At 64.7% G+C, this 23,668-nt stretch carries 15 protein-coding genes; 10 read left to right on the top strand and 5 right to left on the bottom strand.

The window, feature by feature from the left end; translation table 11 throughout:
• Positions 1 to 145: 145 nt before the first annotated feature.
• The 5 genes from EMB92_RS01765 to EMB92_RS01745 all read left to right on the top strand — a co-directional run bounded on the left by EMB92_RS01765 (position 146) and on the right by EMB92_RS01745 (position 11,241).
• Complete coding sequence (locus EMB92_RS01765) at positions 146 to 1,585, top strand: RNA polymerase sigma factor (RefSeq protein ID WP_043163854.1); 1,440 nt, start codon at positions 146 to 148, stop codon at positions 1,583 to 1,585.
• 74 nt (positions 1,586 to 1,659) lie between these two features.
• Positions 1,660 to 3,921, top strand: coding sequence for a DNA gyrase/topoisomerase IV subunit B (locus tag EMB92_RS01760; protein WP_043163856.1), 2,262 nt, complete (start codon positions 1,660 to 1,662; stop codon positions 3,919 to 3,921).
• A gap of 159 nt (positions 3,922 to 4,080) precedes the next feature.
• Positions 4,081 to 5,052: a ribokinase gene (locus EMB92_RS01755; protein WP_043163981.1), complete on the top strand. Its 972-nt coding sequence runs from the start codon at positions 4,081 to 4,083 to the stop codon at positions 5,050 to 5,052.
• A 120-nt stretch (positions 5,053 to 5,172) separates the two neighbouring features.
• The gene (locus EMB92_RS01750) at positions 5,173 to 6,357 is read left to right on the top strand and encodes an MFS transporter (protein ID WP_043163858.1); all 1,185 of its coding nucleotides are present in this window, start codon (positions 5,173 to 5,175) and stop codon (positions 6,355 to 6,357) included.
• 69 nt (positions 6,358 to 6,426) lie between these two features.
• Entirely contained in the window at positions 6,427 to 11,241 is a 4,815-nt protein-coding gene (locus tag EMB92_RS01745) for an Lhr family helicase (RefSeq protein ID WP_150393575.1), read from the top strand.
• 32 nt (positions 11,242 to 11,273) lie between these two features.
• Here EMB92_RS01745 and EMB92_RS01740 read toward each other — a convergent pair whose 3' ends face one another.
• Entirely contained in the window at positions 11,274 to 12,056 is a 783-nt protein-coding gene (locus EMB92_RS01740; protein WP_150393574.1) for a response regulator transcription factor, read from the bottom strand.
• A gap of 186 nt (positions 12,057 to 12,242) precedes the next feature.
• Here EMB92_RS01740 and EMB92_RS11595 point away from each other — a divergent pair, with 186 nt between their 5' ends.
• Positions 12,243 to 12,746, top strand: a complete 504-nt coding sequence (locus EMB92_RS11595) for a tetratricopeptide repeat protein (protein WP_223847509.1) — start codon at positions 12,243 to 12,245, stop codon at positions 12,744 to 12,746.
• A gap of 384 nt (positions 12,747 to 13,130) precedes the next feature.
• Here the strand turns inward: EMB92_RS11595 and EMB92_RS01730 are convergent, their stop codons facing one another.
• Both EMB92_RS01730 and EMB92_RS01725 read right to left on the bottom strand, forming a co-directional pair.
• On the bottom strand, positions 13,131 to 14,276 hold the full coding sequence (locus tag EMB92_RS01730; protein ID WP_150393573.1) for a 4-hydroxybutyrate dehydrogenase: 1,146 nt from the start codon (positions 14,274 to 14,276) through the stop codon (positions 13,131 to 13,133).
• A gap of 294 nt (positions 14,277 to 14,570) precedes the next feature.
• Positions 14,571 to 17,246, bottom strand: coding sequence for a DNA gyrase/topoisomerase IV subunit A (locus EMB92_RS01725; protein WP_140444773.1), 2,676 nt, complete (start codon positions 17,244 to 17,246; stop codon positions 14,571 to 14,573).
• Positions 17,247 to 17,326: 80 nt separating this feature from the next.
• On the opposite strand from EMB92_RS01725, the gene EMB92_RS01720 reads away from it, so the two are divergent.
• Positions 17,327 to 18,619 (top strand): alkaline phosphatase family protein, encoded by a 1,293-nt coding sequence (locus EMB92_RS01720; RefSeq protein WP_043163865.1) that lies wholly within the window; start codon positions 17,327 to 17,329, stop codon positions 18,617 to 18,619.
• 3 nt (positions 18,620 to 18,622) lie between these two features.
• On the opposite strand, the gene sepH is transcribed toward EMB92_RS01720, so the two are convergent.
• Positions 18,623 to 19,693: a septation protein SepH gene (gene sepH / locus EMB92_RS01715; RefSeq protein WP_043163867.1), complete on the bottom strand. Its 1,071-nt coding sequence runs from the start codon at positions 19,691 to 19,693 to the stop codon at positions 18,623 to 18,625.
• 158 nt (positions 19,694 to 19,851) lie between these two features.
• Between sepH and EMB92_RS01710 the strand changes: the two genes are divergently transcribed.
• The 3 genes from EMB92_RS01710 to EMB92_RS01700 are packed head-to-tail and all read left to right on the top strand — an operon-like array spanning position 19,852 to position 23,008.
• On the top strand, positions 19,852 to 20,145 hold the full coding sequence (locus EMB92_RS01710) for a DUF4193 domain-containing protein (protein ID WP_043163868.1): 294 nt from the start codon (positions 19,852 to 19,854) through the stop codon (positions 20,143 to 20,145).
• A gap of 1 nt (position 20,146) precedes the next feature.
• Positions 20,147 to 20,629: a dUTP diphosphatase gene (dut, locus tag EMB92_RS01705; protein ID WP_043163870.1), complete on the top strand. Its 483-nt coding sequence runs from the start codon at positions 20,147 to 20,149 to the stop codon at positions 20,627 to 20,629.
• Positions 20,630 to 20,677: 48 nt separating this feature from the next.
• Positions 20,678 to 23,008 (top strand): RelA/SpoT family protein, encoded by a 2,331-nt coding sequence (locus EMB92_RS01700; protein ID WP_043163872.1) that lies wholly within the window; start codon positions 20,678 to 20,680, stop codon positions 23,006 to 23,008.
• 93 nt (positions 23,009 to 23,101) lie between these two features.
• Here the strand turns inward: EMB92_RS01700 and EMB92_RS01695 are convergent, their stop codons facing one another.
• Positions 23,102 to 23,641 carry a peptidylprolyl isomerase gene (locus EMB92_RS01695; protein WP_043163874.1) on the bottom strand — a complete coding sequence of 180 codons (540 nt, stop codon included), beginning with the start codon at positions 23,639 to 23,641 and terminating at the stop codon, positions 23,102 to 23,104.
• Between the last annotated feature and the right edge of the window lie 27 nt (positions 23,642 to 23,668).

Genomic DNA, 23,668 nt, shown 5'->3' with positions numbered 1-23,668 from the left:
GATCGGCGCGACGGATGCGGTTTTCTCTGCCCGGGAATAATCGTCCCTATGAGGTGGTTTACTCACATAGTTGACGATTTGCCCTTGCCATAAGTATGCCCATGTGGTATATGCGGCCGGGGCGAGGACCCGCGAGGAGGAAAGTTTGGCTACTACGAGCACGACGGCCGGCGACAAGACCGAGGACACCACGGACGAGACCAAGGCCGCCTCCGCCAAGAAAGCCAGCACCGCACGCAAGACAGCCGCAAGGAAGTCCACCGCGAAGAAGGCTGCGACCGGCAAGACGGCGGCGAAGGGCACGGCCAAGCGCGCCGGCCGCAAGAAGACGGAGAAGGCGGAGGAGCCCGTCAAGCCCGTGGATGGCGAGGAGCCCGTCGATCAGCTGGAGGATGACGAGGACGACGATCTCGAGGTCGACGACATCGACGACATCGACGAGGTCGACGGCGAGGACGTCGACGATCCGGACGTGGACGGGGATGACGAGGACTCCGACGACGAATCCGAGGATGACGAGGATGAGGACGACGACGAGGAGGACAAGCCCGAAGTCGTCGAGGAGCCCAAGCAGAAGGGCGCCTTCGTCGTGCGCGATGACGACGATGACGACGAGCCCCGCCGCCGCGGCAAGGCGGGCAACCCGAAGCGTCGCGTGATCACCGCCGGCGCCACCGCGGATCCGGTCAAGGACTACCTCAAGCAGATCGGCCGTGTGAACCTGTTGAACGCCGAGCAGGAGGTCGACCTGTCCGAGCGCATCGAGGCCGGCCTGTACGCCCAGCATCTGCTGGACACCGAGGGCGACAAGATGGACTTCAAGCGCAAGCGCGAGCTCAAGTGGGCCGCGAACGACGGCAAGAAGGCCAAGGACCACCTGCTGGAGGCCAACCTGCGACTGGTCGTCTCGCTCGCCAAGCGCTACACCGGCCGCGGCATGCTCTTCCTCGACCTCATTCAGGAGGGCAACCTCGGTCTGATCCGCGCGGTCGAGAAGTTCGACTGGAAGAAGGGCTTCAAGTTCTCCACGTACGCCACGTGGTGGATCCGTCAGGCCATCACCCGAGCCATGGCCGATCAGGCGCGCACCATCCGCGTGCCCGTGCACATGGTCGAGGTCATCAACAAGCTCTCGCGCGTGCAGCGCCAGATGCTGCAGGATCTGGGACGCGAGCCCACGCCGGACGAGCTGGCCCGCGAGCTCGACATGCCCGTCGAGAAGGTGCAGGAGGTGCAGAAGTACGGTCGTGAGCCGATCTCGCTGCACACCCCGCTCGGCGAGGACGGCGACTCCGAGTTCGGCGACCTCATCGAGGACACCGACGCCATCGCCCCGTCCGACGCCGTCGCGTTCTCCCTGCTGCAGGAGCAGTTCAAGAGCGTGCTGGAGACGCTCTCTCCGCGCGAATCCGGCGTCATCAAGATGCGCTATGGCCTGGAGGACGGCCAGCCCAAGACCCTCGACGACATCGGCCGCGTGTACGGCGTGACCCGCGAACGCATCCGCCAGATCGAATCGAAGACCATGTCGAAGCTGCGTCACCCGTCCCGCTCGCAGACCCTGCGCGACTTCCTTGACCAGTGAGTCGCCGGGCCAGACCTGTGAACGCAGTCAACTGCGGCATGTGACGACCTACTCATCCAGCCAACGGAAGGATTATGGCGAAAGAAGAATACGGCGCGAAGGATCTTGCCGTCCTCGAAGGGCTTGACGCGGTGCGCAAGCGTCCCGGCATGTACATCGGCACCACCGACAGCCAGGGCCTCATGCACTGCCTGTGGGAGATCATCGACAATTCGGTCGACGAGGCGCTGGCGGGGTTCTGCGACGACATCGTCGTGACCCTGCACACCGACGGATCGATCGAGGTAGCCGACAACGGTCGAGGCATCCCCGTCGACAAGGAGCCGAAGACCGGTCTGTCGGGCGTTGAGGTCGTCATGACCAAGCTGCATGCCGGAGCGAAGTTCGGCAGCTCCTCCTACAACGCGGTCGGCGGTCTGCACGGCGTCGGCTCGTCCGTCGTCAACGCGTTGAGCTCCCGTCTCGACGTGTACGTGGACCGTGAGGGACTGACGCATCACATGTCGTTCCATCAGGGACATCCCGGCGTCTACGCGGATGCCGACACCGAGCATCCCTCGCCGGATTCGCCGTTCAAGCGCACGCGCAAGAACCGTCCCACCGAGCTGGAGATCACGGGCAAGGTGCCCGCCAAGCGCACCGGAACGCGCATCCGCTACTGGGCGGACCCTGAGATCTTCAACAGCACCGCCGAGTTCTCCTACGAGCGGCTCATCGATCGCGTGCGCCAGACCAGCTTTCTTGTGCCCGGACTCAAGATCACCGTCATCGACGAGAACGTGCCGGCCACCGGCGACGCATCCGTCGACGAGATGCTTGAAGTCGACGGGGATGAGGTTTCGGACGGCACCCCGATCGCGGACGAGCAGGCCGAGACACCGGAACCGGATAGCGCCGTCGTGCCGCAGGGCGTGGCCGTCGCCAAGGCCGACGCGGCGAACCGCACGCACGCACGCGTCGAGGAGTTCCGCCACACCGGCGGCGTGAAGGACTTCGTCGACTTCCTGTCGCACGGCGAACCCGTGAGCGACATCTGGCGCATCCAGGGTGAGGACACCTACGAGGAGGAGACGCAGAGCGTCGGCGAGAACGGCGAGCTGCACGCGCAGAAGGTCACCCGCACCTGCGGCGTCGACATCGCGCTGCGCTGGGTCAACGGATACGACACCACCATCCGCAGCTTCGTGAACATCATCGAGACCCCGGGCGGCGGCATGCACGTCGACGGCCTCATGAACTCGGTCACCAGACAGGTACGCAAGGCCGTCGAGGCGAACGCCCGCAGGCTCAAGGTGAACCTCAGGGATTCCAACATGCGCGTCGAACGCGACGACATCATGGCGGGTCTCGTCGCCGTCGTCACGGTGCGCATCGCCGAACCGCAGTTCCAGGGGCAGACCAAGGACGTGCTCGGCACCGCTCAGGTCAAGCCGATCGTCACGCGCATGGCCGACAGCCAGTTCGGCGAGATGATCTCCGGATCCAAGCGCGGCTACAAGGAGCAGTCCGGCCGCGTGCTCGAGAAGATCGTCGGAGAGATGCACGCCCGCGTCCAGTCGCGCAAGGCCAAGGAGGTGACGCGTCGCAAGAACGCGCTCGAATCCGCATCCATGCCATCCAAGCTGTCCGACTGCCAGCCGGGCAATGATGATGTGGCCGAACTGTTCATCGTCGAGGGTGATTCCGCACTCGGCACCGCCAAGGCCGCCCGCAACTCGGGCTTCCAGGCGTTGCTGCCGATCCGAGGCAAGATCCTCAACGTGCAGAAGGCGTCGATCACGCAGATGCTGTCGAACAAGGAGTGCGCGGCCATCATCCAGGTGGTGGGCGCGGGCAGCGGACAGAGCTTCGACATCGAACAGTCCCGCTACCACAAGGTCATCATGATGACCGATGCCGATGTGGATGGCGCGCATATCCGCATTCTGCTGCTCACCCTCTTCTACCGCTATATGCGCCCGCTCATCGAGCACGGCTACGTGTACGCGGCCGTGCCGCCGCTCCACCGCATCGCGCTGGCCGGCTCGCACAAGGGCGAGTACATCTACACGTACTCCGACGACGAGCTCGAGGGCAAGCTCGCCGATCTGGATAGCAGGCGCATCTCCTACAATCCCGACATCCAGCGCTACAAGGGTCTGGGCGAGATGGACGCCGATCAGTTGGCGGACACCACGATGGACCCGCGCACGCGCATGCTGCGCCGCATCCGCATGGAGGACGCCGCGCAGGCCGCCGAGATCTTCGATCTGCTCATGGGTGACGATGTGCCGCCTCGCAAGGCGTTCATCGTCGAGAACGCCGACGACTTCGATCGCTCCAAGATCGACACCTGATCGATTCCCGATCGATTCCCCCGATCGCCTTGCGGCATCGCCCTGCCGGAGGGCGATCGGGGTTCGTCCGCCCTCGCGGAGAGGACTATGCTGTAGCACGTGAACATCGTGATGAACAATACGGCAGCGTCCGCCGCGAAGGGCGTTGAACGACCGCAGATGCCGCAGGCCATCCGTGAACGGCTGCTCGCCCTTGGAGGCGGCGAACCCGTCGCCGTGGTCGGGTCGATGAACGCGGACTACACGGTCGCCACACGGCGTCTGCCTCAGCCCGGCGAGACGGTCGCGGGAGGCGTCCTCAAGATCCTGCCCGGCGGCAAGGGCGCGAACCAGGCGGCCAGTGCGGCGCGTCTGGGGGCGAACGTACGTATGTACGGCGCGGTCGGCGATGATTCGAATGCCGAATTCCTGCTCAGCAGGCTCGATGACGCCGGTGTGGACACCTCCGAGATCCTGCACGCCGAAGGGGCGAGCGGCACCACGGTCATCACCGTGGACGCCGAAGGTGAGAACACCATCGTCTATTCTGCGGGTGCGAACGGCAAGGTCAGCGCCGGATACGTGCAGGCGCACGGCGACGGCCTGGCCGAGGCGCGCGTGCTCGGTCTGTGCCTCGAAAGCCCGCTGACCACCGTGATCGCCGCCGCGAGAATGGCTCACGACAGCGGAGTGACCGTCCTGCTCAACGAATCCCCGTTCCTCCCCGAACTGCCGCACGAGCTCGTCGAAGCCACCGACATCCTGCTCGTCAACGAACACGAGGCGGCGTTGCTGCTCGAGCTCGATCCTCCCGCCGATGGAGACTGGGGAGAGCTGGACTGGTCCGACGTGGTTGAGCGCTTCTCCGACTACGGGTTCGATCGGGCGATCGTCACGCTCGGTGCGGAGGGTTCCATCGTCGTCGACGACGGGCACTGGCATCGCGTGTCCGCCGCGAGGATCGACGCGGTGGACACCACCGGCTGTGGTGACTCGTTCATGGGCACGATCCTCGCCGGACTCGCAGCCGGATACACGCTACTGCAGTGCGCGCAGATCGCCTCGTACGTGGCCGCATTCGCCGCCACCAAGCTCGGCGCGCAATCCTCCTACGGCACGGCCGTCGAGATCGCCGACTACTTCGCAGCCTGAATCCAGCGCGATTCGTCGGGCGTCATCATCGCCCGGCGTGTTATCCCCGGCCCTCCGTAGTATGTACGACCGTACGCATCGTGTTGTGCATATCACATTCTCAACCTTGAAGGAGGGCCGATGGCAAGCCTGCTGCTCGCCGTGATCTATCTGTCGTTCATCAGCCTCGGGCTGCCCGATGCGTTGCTCGGCGCCGCATGGCCGACCATGAGCCAGGATCTCGGGGCGCCAGTCTCATGGGCCGGCGGCATCTCCATGACGATCTCCGCGGCGACCATCTGCTCGGCGCTGATGAGCGACCGCATGACCCTGCGCTTCGGGGCGGGCCGCGTCACCGCCGTGTCGGTCGGTCTCACCGCCGCTGCGCTGATGGGATTCTCGATCGCGCCGAACTACTGGACGCTCATCGCGCTCGCCATCCCGTACGGACTCGGCGCAGGCGGCGTGGACGCGGCGCTCAACAACTACGTCGCCATCCACTACGAAAGCCGACACATGAGCTGGCTGCACTGCATGTGGGGCGTGGGCGCGCTCACCGGCCCGTACGTGATGGGCTACGCATTGTCCCACGGACAGGGGTGGCCGTGGGGCTACCGGTACATCGGATTCATCCAGATCGCACTGACCGCCATCGTCATCATCAGCCTGCCCCTGTGGAAGGCGCGCAGAAGGCCGCAGACGACCGTTTCGACCGCCGCATCGGATGCGAACGGCGAACCCCGCAAGCCGCTCGGCATCAAGGGGGTGGTCGCCATCAAGGGCGCGAGCGAGATCCTGCTCATGTTCCTGTGCTACTGCGCCATCGAATCCACCTGCATGCTCTGGGGATCGACCTACATGGTCATGGGGCACGGCATCGGCAAAGCCGAAGCCGCCAGCTGGATCAGCCTGTTCTTCATCGGCATCACCGTCGGCCGAGCCTTAAGCGGATTCCTCACCATGCGTCTCGCCGACCATCAGATGATCCGCCTCGGACAGGCGCTCATCCTCGCCGGAATCGTCATCATGCTCCTGCCTCTGCCGCACCACATCGGCGTATTCGCGGGACTGACGATCATCGGACTCGGCTGCGCCCCCGTCTACCCCTGCATCATCCACTCCACGCCCGCCTACTTCGGCGAGGAGAACTCACAGGCCATCGTCGGCGTGCAGATGGCATGCGCCTACGTCGGCACGATGCTCATGCCGCCGCTGTTCGGACTCATCGCCCAATACATGACGGTCGACCTGTTCCCGTGCTTCCTGCTCGTCTTCCTCGCGCTGATGGTCGCCATGCACGAATCGCTGCGCCGCAAACGAGGCTGATCCGAGAGGGGCGCGAATCCCGCGAGGGAGAGTGTCGGCACGTCGCGGCCGCGAGCCATAATCGAACATATGTGCGAATGTCTGGCGTCGTTCTCGAAACCCACACGGGAGTGGTTCCGACATGCCTTCGATGCGCCCACCGAGGCGCAACGCGAGGCATGGCCAGCCATCCGATCCGGCGCCAACACGCTCGTCATCGCGCCCACCGGATCCGGCAAGACCCTGTGCGCGTTCCTCTCCGCCATAGACCGCCTCATGACGGATCGGAACGACATCGGCGCGGGCGCCTCCGGCAAGCGCCCACGCGGCGTCAGAATCCTCTACATCTCCCCGCTCAAGGCGCTCGCCGTCGACGTCGCGAAGAACCTCGAAGCGCCTCTCGACGGCATCGCACGCCAATGCGAGACGATGGGACTGGCCGCGCCATCCATCCGCGTGGCCACCCGCAGCGGGGATACCACGCCCAAGGAACGCCGCGCCATCGCCACGCATCCGCCGGACATCCTCGTCACCACACCGGAGTCGCTGTATCTCATCCTCACCTCGAAAGCGCGGCGCATCCTCAGGACCGTCGACACCGTCATCGTCGACGAGGTCCATGCGCTCGCCGGAACCAAGCGCGGCGCGCATCTCGCCCTGAGCCTCGAACGTCTCGACGACCTCATCGCCGGAACGGAACGGGACCCGCGCGCGTCCGACCGCGTGACCGCCGTACGGCCCGCGCAGCGCATCGGCCTGTCCGCCACGGTGAATCCTCCCGCCGAGGCCGCACGGTTCCTCGGCGGATCGCGTCCGGTCACCATCGTCAACCCGGGCTCGCGGCCGCAGATGGACCTGAAGGTCGTCGAGCCTCTGGCGGACATGCGTGATCTGCAATCCGCGAACGTCCCGCACCGTGCCGGAGGCGTCGATCACGAATCCTCCACTGTCGGATATATCTCCGGCGTCACGCCGTCCATGCGGCGTCTTGCCGAACGCAAGGGACTCGTCGGCGATTCGTCTGCGATCATCGGCGCCTCCTCGGACCGCACATCCGGTTCGATCTGGCCGGTGGTCGAGGCGAGCGTCCTCGACGAGATCCTCGCACATTCGACCACGCTCGTGTTCGTCAACTCCCGTGGTCTTGCCGAAAAGCTCACCGCCCGTCTCAACGATCTGTACGCCGAACGTAGGGGAGGCGGGGGAGGCGGAAAGTCCGGAAGCGGGGACAAGGCGTCGCCGGAGGGGCGTGAGGGATTCGCGCCCCATTACGACGCCGTGGTCGGTTCGACCACGATGCTTGTCGGATCGCACGGTCCGGATGACGTGATCGCGATGGCGCATCACGGATCCGTGTCGAAGGACCGGCGCAAGCAGATCGAGGAGCGTCTCAAACGCGGCGAGCTGCGCTGCGTGGTCGCGACCAGCAGCCTCGAGCTCGGCATCGACATGGGATCGGTGGATCTGGTCATCCAGATCTCGCCGCCGTTGTCCGTCGCATCCGGGCTGCAGCGCGTTGGCCGCGCCGACCATCGTGTGGGCGGCGTCTCGCATGCCCTGTTCTACCCGTTGACGCGTGAGCAGATCGTCGGTGTGGTGGCCAGCATCGAAAGCATGCGCGCAGGGGATATCGAACCTCTGGTCGTGCCACGCAATCCGCTCGACATCCTCGCCCAGCAGACCGTGGCCGCCGCGTCGATGGACGACCTCAATCCGGACGCATGGTATGCGACCGTACGCCGTGCCGCACCGTTCACATCGCTCGAACGGGACATGTTCGACGCGGTCATGGGCATGATGACCGGCGCATACGACACCGAGGAGTTCTCGGCGTTCCGGCCGCCGCTCATGTGGAATCATGAGGCCGACCTCATCTCCGCGCGACCCGGAGCCCAACGCCTTGCCGTCACCTCCGGCGGCACCATACCCGACCGTGGCCTGTACACGGTGGTCCTGCCCGAGGCCGACGCCGGCAGGGGGCAGCGCCGGGTCGGCGAACTCGACGAGGAGATGGTCTACGAGTCACGCGTCGGCGACATCATCACCCTCGGCACCTCCACGTGGCAGATCCAGGAGATCACCCGGGATCGCGTCATCGTCACGCCGGCACCGGGCCGTACTGCACGCCTGCCGTTCTGGCATGGCGAGGAATCCGGACGCGACGCCGGATTCGGCCGTGCCAAAGGCCGCTTCCTACGCGAGACCGCATCCGGGCTTCGCTCCGCCGCCGCGGACGATGGCTCGCCCACGTTCGACCGTCATACCCTGAACCGGCTGCACGCCGATGGTCTTGACGACAACGCCGTATCCAACCTCGCCCGGCTGCTCGCCGAGCAGCGGACCGCCACCGGAGTCGTGCCGAACGATATGGCCATCGTTGTCGAACGATGCCCCGACGAGGAGGGCGACTGGCGCGTCATCATCCACTCGCCGTACGGCCGACGTGTCCATGAACCCTGGTCGATGGCCGTCACCGCACGTCTCAAGGCGCGCTACGGCTTCGACGGACAGGCATACGCGGCGGACGACGGCATCGTCATCCGCCTGCCCGACGGCGTGGGCGAGATACCCCTTCGTGAACTGCTGCTGTTCGATCCGGATGATCTACAGCGACTCGTCGAAACGGGAGTGGGGGAGAGTGTACTGTACGCGGCCCGGTTCCGCGAATGCGCCGCCCGATCCCTGTTCCTGCCGCGCACCGAACCCGGCCGACGCGTGCCGTTATGGCAGCAGCGGCTGCGCGCCGCCCAACTGCTCAACGCCGCGCGCGTCAGACGCAATTTCCCGCTGCTGCTGGAAACCGCCCGCGAATGTCTGCAGGATGTCTACGACCTGCCCGCACTGCGCGAGCTCATGACCGCGCTCGCCTCCGATCGCATCGGACTGCGGATCGTGACGACGGATACCCCCTCGCCGTTCGCTGAGAACCTGCTGTTCGGCTTCGTCGGCTCGGTCATGTACCAGTACGACGTGCCGCAGGCGGAACGCGGCGTGCGACTGCTGTCCATGGACCCCGAAGTGCTGGAACGTCTGCTCGGTGTCACCGATATGGCCACCGTGCTTGACCCGGATGCCATCGCCGAAGTGGAGGGTCAGCTCGCGGGGCGCACCTTCTGGAACGACCTCGCGCCGGATGACGTGATGGGCCGCGTGACGCGTTACGCGAAGACGCACGGCCCGTTCACCGCACAACGGCTGATCGCCGATCTCGGCATCGACGCCGCCGAAGCCGTACATGCGCTCGACGAGCTCGCGGGGCGCGGCGAGATCCTGTCCGGACATTTCCTCGACAGTCTGTCGAGCGATGCGTCGCAATGGCTGCACAGGGATGTGTTCCGCTGCATCCGCGCCCGCTCGCTGGCCAGGGCGCGTGCGGCCGTCGAACCCGTAGAACCGGCCGTATACCAGTCGTTCCTGCTGGAGCGTCAGGGTGTGGGGCCGGTCGGTGGCGAACAATACGAGGGCATCGACGGCCTGATGCGCGTCATCGAGCAGCTCGAGGGAGTGGCGTTGCCCGCATCCGTGTGGGAATCGAACGTGTTTCCCGCGCGTGTCGGCGGATACTCGCCCGCGATGCTCGACGAACTGCTCGCCGGCGGGGAGATCGTCTGGATCGGTTCCAAGACCGGCGGCACCAAGGCGTCGGAGCCCGGGCTCATCGCCTTCCACTCCGCGGATTCACCGCTCCTGACCGAAGCACTCAGCGAAGATGAAGGCGATGATGCAAAGGATCGCGCCGAGATGACGCTTCCTGAAGCGGTCCTCGACGTCCTCGCATCCGGCGGCGCCTACCACGCCTCTCAGCTTGCGACGATGGTACGGGAACGATGGCAGTCCGCCGATTCGCGACTTGTCGAAGTCGTGGACCCCGAAACCGGTGAGATTCTTGACGTACCCTCGTCGGATGCCTCGTCACGCCCATGGTCCGACGCCCAGTTCGAGGAGGCCCTGTGGTCACTGGTCTGGCAGGGCAGGGTCACGAATAGTTCGCTCGTGCCCGTGCGCGCATTGGCGGCGGGCGGGCGCAAGGTCCGCACGCCTGCCCGCGCGTCACGCCGCCGCATCCGCGTGCAGCCCCACATACCGATGACCATGAGCGGACTGTGGTCACAGGTCGGTGCCGCCGGCGCGATAGGGGACGACGGGACAAACGGAGACGATTCGCCCAACACTCCGGAGCGTCGCATGCTGGAACGAGTCGAGATCCTTCTCGACAGATACGGCGTCATCTGCCAGCCTGTGCTTGACAGGGAGGATATCCCCGGAGGATTCTCCGGACTGTACCCGGTGCTCAAGCGCATGGAGGAGCACGGGCGTCTCGCGCGAGGCATGTTCGTCAAGGGATTCGGCGCGGCCCAGTTCGCCGAACGGGACACCGTCGATGCGCTGCGGCGCATGGGGAAAACGGGGCAGACGGAAACCTCCTTGACCGCTTCGGATGACGGCCACGACGGACACATGCGTTCGGCCGTCGCGGTCAGCGTACTGGATCCGGCGAACCTGTACGGTTCCGCGATCGCATGGCCACCCGCGCCGAACGGCACCGGCAAGCCGACCAGACGCGAGGGTGGCATCGTGGTACTTGCAGGCGGCGCACTCATCGCCTACGCCACACCCAGATCCAAGCACCTGACCGTGTTCGCCGACGCATCGGAGCACGACGACTCCGTTGCCGCCGAAACCTCCACCGAGAGGACCGACGATCAAGGCGGGCAGACCCCCGGGCAGAGCCCGACGTTGCGCACGTCCCTTGCGGAACTGGCATACGCTCTGCGCCGCAACGGCCCCGGAACGGTCACCTTCGCCGATGTGAACGGCGAGCCGCTGAACGCTCACAACCCCTATACGCGGGTCCTGCATCAGGCCGGCTTCACACCGGTTCCTCAGGGGATGCGCCTGTACTGACATGAGGTCGTGCAGGGTCTGCGGCACAGTGTCTACAGCACGCGATACCAGTCGTCGCGCTTGGTCAGGGCAAGACCGGCGTTGCGCAGTTTGCGATCCAGTGATTCGACGCCTCGGCGGACCAGCCCCTCCTGCGTGAAGTACGATCCGCCCGCGGAATGCTGCAATTCGTCGAGACCGACGAACCGTCCTCGCGCCCTCACCAGCGTCTCGAGGATGTCGAATTCCAAACGGGACAACGGCATCGCCTTGTGCGTACTGGCGAAATACGCCTTTCGACTCGTCAGATCCAACGTCAGATCGCCGCGGATCATCATCGTCTCCGGGCCGGCTCCTGCGGAATCACGAGCAAGCAGCTCCACATAGGAGAGCAGCTCCGTATCGGAGAACGGCAGGCGCAGCGTGGCATCCGGTTTTGCCGTGACAATGGGCTGATCGGACGACTGATCGGACGGATGGCCATCTTCGTCGCCGGTCGAATCGAGGGCCGCATTGGCACGTGCGGAGGCCATACGTGCGGCATCGGCTGCGGTGCCATGCAGGGTGGTGGTGGCGAGCAGCAGGGTTCTGATCGACGGCTGGGCCGACTTCACGGCCGCCACCAGATCCGGCGAACCGAGAATCGCGATGTCGAACGGCCCCTCATCCGGGTCCGCGGCATGCTTGTGAAGCACCGAGATGACGGTTTCGGACGCCAAAGCGGGGGAGACCAGACTTTTCGGATCGATCGCCGTCACCGTATACCGGGCATTGCTGAGCGTCCCCTGAATCGCATGGGACAACGCCGTATCGCCTACCGCCACCAGAAGTCTCATGATTCGCCTCCTGCTGACCAGTGTAGTAGCCGTGATGTCGTCGCGGGGTCATAATCCCGTCTCTTCGGTCTCTCGCCATCGGCAGAGGACCATCAGCTGCGTATTGACTGCTTCAAGGCCGCCGAAATCCTGTACCGGCATGCGGCGGGCCGTGGTAACCCGATCGGCTGGCTCTGCCTTGGCTATGTGTACGCCTATGACCGGTGCGAGGGGGAGTACTATCGCTCGTATTTCGATACCTTCGGCGAAGTGCCGCCCAAGCCGGATACGGATGTATTGGCGTATGAGTGCTTCCGTCACGCAGCCGAAGCCGGTATCGCCGAAGGTTGCTACAAACTCGGTGATATGCTTTCCGAAGGCAGGGGATGCGAGATCGACTACGCCAAGGCTCTTGACATGTTCCTGAGAGCGTACCGATACGGTCGTGATGGTACGCCGCGCATCTGGGGGAGCGTAGCGCTACGTCTTGCACGGGCGTACGCAAACGCACGCGGATGTATGTTGGACTATGAGCGGGCGCTCCACTGGTATTCGATTGCGCGCACCGGTCTGGAACTGGAAGTGCGCGATGGTGGCTCAGTATACGACGCGAGGCTGTGGGAGGCCGAGGCCGGTGTCATGGATATGCGTCAGGCTCTTCGGTTGACAGGACGGTCGACGCAGGGAGCGAAACGAGTCACCGGAAGCTGATGCCTCCCTTGTGCCCGGTGGCCTTGAACGGCATGGCGCGTCGGCTGTTCCGGGCGAAGACCTTGGTATTGGCGGCGGATCCGGTGCTTTCAAGCCGTTTCGGTTTCGGCCACCTGTGTTCGTCATTCGGATATTCGTCATTCGGATACGAGGTGTCAGTTTTCTCTGTTTTCGTGGGTTTCATGGGTTTAGTGTAGTGTCGTTTCACGGCTTTTGTCGTTAAGGGTGGCCGTTTGGCCACTGATGACATGTTGGACGAATGCGCGGATGACGCCGAAGCCGGCGACTTCGGAGGTACTCCGGGGCCTGTGTGCTCAGGGCTGGTCGCTCCTGTTGCTTAGGCGGACGCGGTTTCTCGTACGTTTTCCTTCGTATCGATCCGGTTCAGTACAGCTCCTCGAAGATCTTGCGCACACGGGCTGCGTCGAGCGGCACGTAGTTGTTGCGCATGAGACGCCCCTGCGTGGTCATCACCCGTTCGGTGAACTCCGGCAGGTCCTCGCGGGTCACGCCGTACTCGTGCAGCGCCTTCTTCGGCAGCAGCTGGTTGATGAGTTTCTCCAACTCGTCGTACACGTCGGCCACGTTGCAGCCAAGCAGTCCGGCGAGCACGCCGTTGAGCTTCGCGATCTCCCCGTCCGGCTTGATCTCCATGTAGCTTCGCAGCACGCCGGTGAACATCGCATAGTTCGATTCGCCATGCGGCACATGGTACTTGCCTCCCAGCTGGTAGCTCAATGCATGCACGGCCGCGCAACCGCCGGTGTCGAAGCTGATGCCCGCGTAGTCGGAGGCGATGAGAAAGTCGTTCATCAGCTCGTTGCGCTTCACACGCCGGGCCTGCGCATCGCCGTCTGGACCGCCGGCGGCGACGATCGCCTGATAGCCGCTTACGATCATGCGCATTGCCTCATAGCCGAACAGACGCGTGTACGGTGTCGCGTTCGGTGACAGTGTGGATTCGACGGAATGCACGATCGCGTCCAGTGAGCTCGTCATGAACACGTGGTCAGGCAGGCCGTACAGCAGCTCCGGGATGAGCACCGCATGGTCGGCGAACATTTGCGCGCTGGCGATGCCCGCCTTGCAGCCGAGACGTGTGCGGTTGATGGCCGCGATCTCGGTCACCTCGCTGCCCGTGCCGCAGGTGGTGGGTACGAGCACGAGTCCGACGGTACGCGTGAAGTCGGGCAGATGGTCGATGACCTCGTCGATCGACGCGCCACCGGCCACGGCCACGATCTTCGACATGTCCATCACCGCGCCGCCGCCGATCGCGACGATGCGGTCGTAGTCGAACGTCTTCGCATCGGTGATGATCGCATCGATCATCACATCGGTCGGCTCCTGATTGCCGTACTTGTCGACGAGCAGCACGTTCGCGCCATTCAGATACGGTTTCACGAACGCGTCATGGATCATGCCGATGGTGACGACCAGATCACGCGGTCCGAGTTCGAACTCCTCGGCGAACTCCTTGACCGTGGCGAACTGGTAGATGTCCTTCGGTCCTACGGTGAGCATCTTCATGGCTGAACCCGCCTTTCGCATATTTCGCGTATGTGTCATGCCCGCGGTGTACGCGTCGAATGCGTACGCCGTTGCGTATGATGCTAGACCCGTTCGGTAACCGTTAGTCGCATGCGAGACATGCGGCTTCAGACATGCGGTTCCACCTATCCGTCAGCTCTGCCCATGCTCGCTGTTGTAGAACTCATTGAGCAGTCTCCCGTCGCCGTTGAACTATCACTCAGGGATGCTTCGCCAGACAGATCCTCTGACAAGGGGAGCTGCCCGGCGAACAACACCTATTGACGGCAGCCTTCAGCCGATGATCGCGATCGGGGCGGTCAGGTCCACGCCTGAGCCGTCGCGACGCATGTCGGGCTTGGGCAGTTCGACGGGGGAGCCTGACTCGGAAGAGGCATGCAGCGGGTAGAGACCCACCCATGCGAGAATCAGCGTGTTCTGACCCTTGAGGAAGCGCTGCGAGCGCACGCCGCCCGTCGCACGGCCCTTGGTCGGGTACATCTCCAGCGGGGTCACCTTCGCCGAGCCGTTCTCGGTGCCGGGCAGCGCGTCCGCGTCACCGGCCACGGTGAGCACCACCGCACCCGAGGCGGCGGTCAGACCGTTCTCGCCCTCCTCATACGTCCACGCGACCTTGCCGGCGGGAACCACGTTGAACGCGGCCACATGCGCGCCCTCGGCCAGACGGATGCCGGCCATGCCTCCGGCCGTACGACCCTGCGGACGCACGTTGCCGGCCTCGAAGGTGAGCAGCGAGGAATCGGAGGAGACGAACACCAGACGATCCTCGTCCGCGGCCGGGGCCGCGAGCAGCACCTCGTCGCCGTCCTTGAGATCGATGACCGGCCACGAATCCATCGTCGTCGGCGCCTCGCGGTTCCAGCGCTTGATCACGCCGCCGCGCGTGCCGAGCGCCAGAGGAGGCAGTTCACCGCCCTCCTCGTGAGGCGTCATCGCGATCGCCGAAACCACGTGCTCGCCGTCGATCGGATCGGTCGACTCGGTCATGCCGATCAGCTCGTCGGCCTTCACGCCTCCCGTCACGCTCAGCGTCTGCGATGGCGGCAACGCCGGCAGGTCGGCCACGTGGGCGAGCACCAGACGTCCGGCGGAGGTGATCAGCGCATAGGTGGCACGGGTCGACGTGGTGAAGATCGTCGTGATCTGGTCGTCGCTCACCCGCTTGTCGGACACCGAACGCGACTCGTACACGTCCATCGCGGACGGCGTGGCCCGCGCGATCAGACCGGTGGCGCTCATCATCACCACGCATGGCTCGTCCTCGATCTGCAGCGCTGCCGCGGCGGCCTCGGTCTCGCCGGCCTTCATGGCCGCGTTCGCGGCGGCGACATCGGCCTGCACGGATGTCAGACTCGTCGCCGCCTGCGCCGCCTCCAACGCGGCACGGGCCAGACCGGAGTCATCGCCCTTGGCGACCACTGGCACCAGAGAGCCGTCGGGTCCCTCGTCGAGCAGTACGGTACGGCGCGGCGTCCCATACTGCGTGACCGTCTGGTCCATCTCGTCGACGACCACGCGATCCAGCTCCTCGGCGGAGGCGAGGATGCGCTCCAGCTCCTCGATCCGCTGCTTGAGATCGTCGCGCTCCGCCTCCAGCTCGATGCGGCTCATACGCGTCAGACGACGCAGACGCAGATCCAGAATGTACTGGGCCTGCACCTCGTCCAGATCGAACACGGCCATGAGCCGGTTCTTCGCCGCATCGGCGTCGTCGGAGGAGCGGATCACCTGGATGACCTCGTCGATGTCCACCATCGCGAGCAGCAGTCCCTCGACCAGGTGCAGACGCTCCAGCGCCTTCCTGCGGCGGAACTCGCTGCGTCGGCGCACCACCACGCGGCGATGCTCCACCCACACCTGAAGCAGTTCCTTCAGCCCCATCGTGTGCGGGCGGCCATCGACCAGCGCCACGTTGTTGATGGTGAAGTTGTCCTGCAGCGGCGTGTGACGGAACAGCTGCGCGAGCACCGCATCCGGGTCGTAGCCGGTCTTGATCTCGATGACGATACGCGTGCCGTTGTGACGGTCGGTCAGATCGATGGCGCCGGTGATGCCCTCCAGCTTGCGTGACTTCACGCCTTCGGAGATGCGTTCCAGCACGCGCTCGGGGCCAACCATGAACGGCAGCTCCGTGACCACGATGGCCTTCTTGCGCGCCGTCACGTTCTCGATATGCGTCTTCGAACGCGTGGTGAGCGTGCCACGGCCCGTCTCGTACGCCTCGCGGATGCCGTCGCGTCCGATCACGATGCCGCCGCCCGGCCAATCCGGGCCCGGCACGTAGCGCATCAGCTCCTCCAGCGTGGCGTCCGGATGAGCCATCAGATGCTTGGCGGCGGCCACCACCTCGCCCAGATTATGCGTGGCCATGTTCGTGGCCATGCCCACGGCGATGCCCGATCCGCCGTTGACCAGCAGGTTCGGAATGGCCGACGGCAGTACGGTCGGCTCCTTGAGCTTGTTGTCGTAGTTCGGCGTGAAATCGACCGTATCCTCGTCTATGTCCGCATTCATCGCGAGAGCCGCGGGCCCGAGTCTCGCCTCGGTGTAACGGGAGGCGGCCGGCCCGTCGTCGAGCGAACCGAAGTTGCCGTGGCCGTCGACCAGCGGAAGCCGCATCGCGAACGGCTGCGCGAGACGGACCATCGCCTCGTAGATCGCCGAATCGCCATGCGGGTGCAGCTTACCCATCACCTCGCCGACCACGCGCGCCGACTTCATGTATGGACGGTCCGGCGTGAGGTTCATCTGTCCCATCTGATAGATGATGCGGCGCTGCACCGGCTTGAGACCGTCCCTGGCATCCGGAAGCGCACGCGCATAGATCACCGAATACGCGTACTCGAGGAACGACTTGCTCATCTCCTCGTTCAACGGCGTCTCGACGATATGCTCCTTGACCGTGCGAGGATCATATGCCGAAGTGGTGTTCCTACGATGCGATGCCATATGTGCGGACTCCTTGGAAAAACAAACCCGCACCATAATAACAGCAGGAAGATGACGAACGGCGATTACACTGAAACCCTATGAGTGTGGATGTGCCGCAGATGAGCGAACTGCTGCGATTGACCCCGACCGCAGGATACGGCGACTGGACGCCGCAGGAACCAGGGGAGGACACGAACGTCGCCACGGACCGGCGTGGTGGCGCGCTGCATCTGTCCGCCGTGCTGCCGGCTCTGTCTTCGGCGATCGGACATCCGGTTCCGACGCGCGTGCACGCCGATCCGGCGGTGTTGCAGCATGCGCTCGGACTGCCTGACGCGACCTCCGCGATCGTCGTGCTCGTCGACGGACTCGGCTACTGGAATCTCAACATGAGGCTCGGCCACGCCCCCTACCTGCGTTCGCTGATGAAGGAGCACGCCAACCAGCGTCCGATCTCCACCTGCGCGCCCAGCACCACCGTGGCCGCGATGGCCACGTTCGGTACCGGCACCTGCCCGGGGCTGACCGGCATGGCCGGATACACGCAGCTCGAACCGGAAAGCGGAAGGATCATCCAGCTGATCCAGTTCAAGGATCCGCTGCTGCCCAAGGCGGAGAGCGAGAAGACCGGTCCCGTCATCGACCCACATGATCTGCAGCGCGAACCCACCGTCTTCGAGCGCCTCGCTGCCGAGCATGTGCGCGTCACCAGCTCGGGACTGGCCAAGTTCAAGGGCTCCCCGCTGACCGAGGCTGCCCTGCGCGGCTCCGATTACATAGCCGGCGTCACGCCGAACGACCGTGTGCGCGCGGCCGCGAAGGCGGCGCGCACGCCTGGCCTGACCTACCTGTACATCCGCGACGCCGACAAGGTCGGGCACGCCGACGGCTGGGACTCCGAGCAGTGGGTGGGCACGTTCGAACGCATCGACGCGCAGCTGGCGCTGCTGCGACGCGAGGCGCCGAAGGGAACGCTCATCGTCGTGGTCGCCGATCACGGCATGGTGGCCACCGATCCTGCCGAACGCATCGATATCGCAGCTGAACCGGCGTTGTCACAGGGCGTCGCATTGGTGGGAGGGGAGCCTCGCGCGCTCATGCTGTATGCCGAACGCGACGAGTCGCCGGAGGACATCGCCGCACGGTGGCGCGAACGGCTGGGGGAGCGGGCGTTGGTGCGCACGAGACGTCAGGCCATCGACGACGGACTGTTCGGGCCGGTGGAGCCCCGTATCGAACGGATGCTCGGCGACGTCATCGTGCAGGCGGCCGGCGCCGTCACACTGGTTGATTCGCGCATCCAATCCGACAAGGCCACGCGTCTGCCCAGCGTGCATGGTTCGCAGACCATGCTGGAGATGGACATCCCCTGTCTGATCGACGTGGCATAGACGTCACTCTCCGAACAGGATCTGATCCCAGCTCGGGATCGCGGAGCGTCTCGTACGATGCTTGCGTGCCGGCTGCCCGTTTTCGTCCGAACCGGCGGAGGAGTCGGCGTCCGTTCCCGATGCCGCGGGGACTCGGCTGAGATCGGCTTCGGTGGGATCGGGAACAGGCGGCAGATCCCCGACCGCACCGTCGGCGGCCGGGGCGGCGGATGGGGCCTTGACGGAGATGACGGGAATGTCGCCCATTGTGGCAGGCTGCGGCGTCTGCGCGGTCCCGTGTCCGGAATGAGGGTCACTCGGATCCGCATTGCCCGCGTCGCCTGCATCCCCGGTGCCCGAAGCAGCATCCGTGGACTCCGCCGTACCCGTGCCGGTGTCCACTGCCGTGGGAACGTCGACGTCGTCGGACATTCCGGCCGCGGAGGTCATGTTTTCGGCGATGATCGGCGTCAGATCCGGACGGCGTCCGTCCACGTCGCCAAGTCCGAGGTTCTGCTCGCCGAGCAGCTTCTTCGCCGCAGGATTGAGACATACCACGGTGTTGTCGTGCATGTCCCACGTCCATTCGGCACGCACCTTGCGTCCGGAGGCGAGGAACGTCGCCGAGATGTGCCAGGGCTCGTGGCCGCGGCGGGTGGCCTGCCACGCGAGCGTACCGCGGTCGACGCGTGCGAGCGAGAGCGTCATGTAGATGAGGTCCTCCACCGTGCGCACGCGGCTCTCCTTGGGTGCGGGCACGCGCTTGAACTGCTCGATCGCGTACTGCTTCTCCATCTGCACCGATGCGGAGAAACGACGGACCAGAGCCTGATCGAGACCATAGCGTTCCGCTACCTGGGACGGATCCGCACCGGCGCGGATAAGCTGCTGGATCTTGGAGATCGGCAGGGCGTCGTTCGCCCTCGGCTGGCGTAGCTTGCGTGATTCCATGCGGATCTGCTTCGCCGCGAGAACCGCACGCTCCAACGCATCGTCCACCGTGACGACGAAACGCTCGCCCCCCGCCTCGAAGACCAGGTCGCCGGCATCGGAAACATGGTCGAGACGAGCCCCTCTCGGCGAATCCTCAGTCATGCGCGCACCACTTTCTGTAAAACTTGGGTCACTTCTTCAAGTATGCCCCACGTGTCGAACTTTACGAGTATTTCAAATCGTGTATCCTATGCCGAGTAAACACAGCTGGTCATAATAGTCCGCGCCCACGCGCGCGACGCACAGACGAAAGGATCGCGATGGCTCAGGATTATGATTCCCCCCGTAACAAGGACGAGGACGAGGAATCGCTGCAGGCTCTGGGGAAGAGCTCTCAGAACTCTTCGAGCGACATCGACGACGACGAGAACGCCATTGCCGAGGACTACGAGCTGCCGGGTGCCGACCTGAGCAACGAGGACTCCTCCGTGACGGTCATCCCGATGCAGGGTGACGAGTTCATCTGCTCCGAGTGCTTCCTGGTCAAGCATCGCAGCCAGCTCGCCTACATGACGGATGACGGCCAGCCCGTATGCCAGGAGTGCGCCGCCTGATATGACGTTCGATCCCGCATACAATGAGCCGGAGAACACCGAGGTTCTCGTCAAGCCGGTCGATCCGGATCAGCCGGCCGAACTCGCCGCGCTCGGCTACGCGCATGCCGGTGACGCCGGCGCCGATCTGAGGGCCGCGGAGTCGTTCGATCTCAAGCCCTTCGAGCGCGCTCTGGTACCCACCGGCGTCGCCATCGCCCTGCCGAACGGATACGTGGGTCTGGTCCATCCGAGAAGCGGTCTGGCGGTCAAGCAGGGCGTCACTGTGCTCAATGCGCCCGGCACCATCGATGCCGGATATCGCGGCGAGATCAAGGTGCCGCTCATCAATCTGGATCCCGAGCGCACCGCGCATTTCGAAGTGGGGGATCGCATCGCCCAGTTGGTCATCCAGCGGTATGTGGAGGCGAGATTCGTTCCCGCGCGGAGCCTTCCCGGTTCCGACAGGGCTGAACGTGGATTCGGCTCCACGGGTGTGGCCTGAGTCGCGTTAGGATAGAGAGCCAGAGAGCACGAACCGAGGGAGGTGGCCATGGCAGGCGATGACATGGAGTTTGATTCCGCACGCAAGCTGGGTTGCGAGGTCAGTACGGATCCGATCAACCCGTTGCTGCCGATCATGCAGGCATGCCGTGTCCACCACCCCGGTGAGGATCTGACCATTCTCGAACGCGCCTACCGTCGCGCGGTCATCCAGCATTCCGCCCAACGGCGCAAGTCCGGCGAGCCGTACATCATCCATCCGCTCGCAGTCGCCCAGATCCTCGCCGATCTTGGCATGGGTCCGTTGGTCGTCGCCGCGGGTCTCCTGCACGACACTGTGGAGGACACCGATTACACGCTCGACCAGTGCCGCTCCGAATTCGGTGACACCGTCACAGGTCTCGTCGATGGCGTCACCAAGCTGTCCAAGATGGAGTACGGCGACTCCGCGCAGGCCGAGACCATCCGCAAGATGGTCGTGGCGATGAGCCGTGATGTGCGCGTGCTGGTCGTCAAGCTCGCCGACCGCGTGCACAACGCCCGCACCTGGCGGTATGTGAAGACCTCCAGCGCCGTCAAGAAGGCGCATGAGACCCTCGATGTGTATGCGCCGCTCGCCAATCGCCTCGGCATGAACGCCATCAAGACCGAGCTCGAGGAGCTGAGCTTCAAGGTCATCTACCCGAAGATCTACAACGAGATCGTCGTGCTCGTAGCTCGTCGCGCAGGGCAGCGCGACGTGTACCTCAAGCAGATCCTGGCCGAGATCCACGAGGATCTCGACGCCCAGCACATCAAGGCGTACGTGACCGGACGCCCGAAGGACTACTTCTCCATCTACCAGAAGATGATCGTGCGCGGCCACGATTTCGCCAACATCTACGATCTGGTGGGCGTGCGCATCATCGTCGATTCGATTCAGGACTGCTATGCGGCGCTTGGTGCCGTGCATGCGCGGTGGAACCCGGTTCCCGGCCGGTTCAAGGACTACATCGCGATGCCGAAGCTCAACATGTACCAATCGCTGCACACCACGGTGGTGGGCCCCGGCGGCAAACCCGTCGAGATCCAGATCCGCACGTGGGACATGCATCGTAGGGCCGAGTTCGGCATCGCCGCGCACTGGAAGTACAAGGAGAACGGGCAGGCAGGACGCGCGTTGAGCTCGCCGGACAAGTCCGACCGCAAGCGCGAGGGCTCCGAGAGCCAGGAGCTGAGCGAGGCCGACAACCTCAAGTGGATCCAGCAGCTCGCCGACTGGACCTCCGAGACGCCCGACTCCAACGAGTTCCTGGGATCCCTGAAGGAGGATCTCGGTTCGGCCGAGGTGTATGTGTTCACGCCGAAGGGCAAGATCATCTCCCTGCCGGCCGCGGCCACGCCGATCGACTTCGCGTACGCCGTGCACACCGAGGTCGGCCATCGTACGATGGGTGCACGCGTCAACGGCCGTCTCGTGCCGCTCGACACGAAGCTCGAGAACGGCGACACCGTCGAGATCCTCACCTCGAAGTCAGACACCGCAGGTCCCTCGCGCGATTGGCTGAGCTTCGCCAAAAGCCCGAAGGCACGCAACAAGATCCGCCAGTGGTTCTCCAAGGAGCGTCGCACCGAGGCCATCGAGGAGGGGCGTGACGAGCTGACGCGCGCCATGCGCAAGCGCAGCCTGCCGATCAACACGCTCATGACCCCGGAGGCGCTGGTCGGCGTCGCCGACGAGCTCAACTTCCCGAACGCGGACGGTCTGTTCGCCGCGATCGGCGATGGCCAGATCTCCACGCAGAACGTCATCTCCCATCTGGTCAAGGATGCGGGCGCCGACGAGGTCGACGAGGAGATCGAGCAGGAGGCACTGCCACTCAAGCCGGTGGAGAGCCGCCAGAAGACCACCAGCTCGTCGGGCGTGTCCGTCAAGGGCGTGGGCGATGTGTGGGTCAAGCTGGCCCGGTGCTGCATGCCGGTGCCCGGTGACAAGATCATCGGCTTCATCACACGCAATCAGGGCGTGTCCGTGCATCGCACCGACTGCCAGAACATGATCGATCTTGAGAAGCGACAGTCCGAACGCGTCGTCGAGGTGGAGTGGACCAGCACCAAGGGCGTGTTCATGGTCAAGATCCAGGTGGAGGCGCTGGACCGGCGCAACCTGCTCTCCGACGTGACGCGCGTGCTCTCCGATCATGGCGTCAACATCATCTCCGGTTCGATCTCCACCGGCTCCGATCGTGTGGCCACCAGCCAGTTCAGCTTCGAGATGGCCGATCCGCAGCATCTCAACACGCTGCTCGCGGCCGTGCGCAAGATCGACGGCGTCTTCGACGTCTACCGCATCACCGGCGCGAAGGACTCCGCCGAACCTCGTCTGCGCCGGATGAAGTAGAGCAGATCACAGGTCGTAATATCGAACGCCCCCCTGATCCTTGAGCGGATCAGGGGGGCGTTCCCATGTTGCGTCTGGTGGTGAGGCGAACCGTCACTCGGCCACGTCGACGGACAGGATCACGGCCGGTTCGGTCGGACGGTCCATCGGATCGGTCGGCAGCGCCTCGAGCCTGTCGACCACGGCCTTCGAGTCATCGTCCGCGACCTCGCCGAAGATCGTGTGATGGCCGTCGAGCCACGGGGTCGGCACGGTGGTGATGAAGAACTGCGAGCCGTTGGTGCCGTGGACCTTGCCGTCCATGCCGCGGCGCAGACCGGCGTTCGCCATGGCCAGCAGGTACGGGCGGTCGAACTTCAGCGACGGGTCGATCTCGTCGTCGAAGTCGTAGCCGGGACCACCGGTGCCGTTGCCCAGCGGGCAGCCGCCCTGGATCATGAAGTCCTTGATGATGCGGTGGAAGGTCAGCCCGTTGTAGAACTTCTCGTGGGAGGGCTGGCCGGTGTACGGATCCGTCCACTCCTTGTCGCCGGTGGCGAGGCCGAGGAAGTTCTTGACCGTCTCCGGCGCCTTGTCGTCGAACAGGTTGATCGTGATGTCACCTTCGGAGGTGTGCATGATGATAGTGCTCATAACGCCCCAGTCTAACGTACTCGACAG

This window comes from Bifidobacterium callitrichos, assembly GCF_008698085.1.
In the GTDB taxonomy this organism is placed as follows: domain Bacteria; phylum Actinomycetota; class Actinomycetes; order Actinomycetales; family Bifidobacteriaceae; genus Bifidobacterium; species Bifidobacterium callitrichos.
Note: the sequence above shows the minus strand (reverse complement) of the source record. Positions and strands in the feature narration are given on the sequence as shown.

Coding starts and splice junctions, on each gene's coding strand:
- EMB92_RS01760 (WP_043163856.1), top strand. CDS start 1,660: ATGGCGAAAGAAGAATACGGCGCGAAGGATCTTGCCGTCCTCGAAGGG.
- EMB92_RS01755 (WP_043163981.1), top strand. CDS start 4,081: ATGCCGCAGGCCATCCGTGAACGGCTGCTCGCCCTTGGAGGCGGCGAA.
- EMB92_RS01750 (WP_043163858.1), top strand. CDS start 5,173: ATGGCAAGCCTGCTGCTCGCCGTGATCTATCTGTCGTTCATCAGCCTC.
- EMB92_RS01745 (WP_150393575.1), top strand. CDS start 6,427: ATGTGCGAATGTCTGGCGTCGTTCTCGAAACCCACACGGGAGTGGTTC.
- EMB92_RS01740 (WP_150393574.1), bottom strand. CDS start 12,056: ATGAGACTTCTGGTGGCGGTAGGCGATACGGCGTTGTCCCATGCGATT.
- EMB92_RS01730 (WP_150393573.1), bottom strand. CDS start 14,276: ATGAAGATGCTCACCGTAGGACCGAAGGACATCTACCAGTTCGCCACG.
- EMB92_RS01725 (WP_140444773.1), bottom strand. CDS start 17,246: ATGGCATCGCATCGTAGGAACACCACTTCGGCATATGATCCTCGCACG.
- EMB92_RS01720 (WP_043163865.1), top strand. CDS start 17,327: ATGAGTGTGGATGTGCCGCAGATGAGCGAACTGCTGCGATTGACCCCG.
- sepH (WP_043163867.1), bottom strand. CDS start 19,693: ATGACTGAGGATTCGCCGAGAGGGGCTCGTCTCGACCATGTTTCCGAT.
- EMB92_RS01710 (WP_043163868.1), top strand. CDS start 19,852: ATGGCTCAGGATTATGATTCCCCCCGTAACAAGGACGAGGACGAGGAA.
- dut (WP_043163870.1), top strand. CDS start 20,147: ATGACGTTCGATCCCGCATACAATGAGCCGGAGAACACCGAGGTTCTC.
- EMB92_RS01700 (WP_043163872.1), top strand. CDS start 20,678: ATGGCAGGCGATGACATGGAGTTTGATTCCGCACGCAAGCTGGGTTGC.
- EMB92_RS01695 (WP_043163874.1), bottom strand. CDS start 23,641: ATGAGCACTATCATCATGCACACCTCCGAAGGTGACATCACGATCAAC.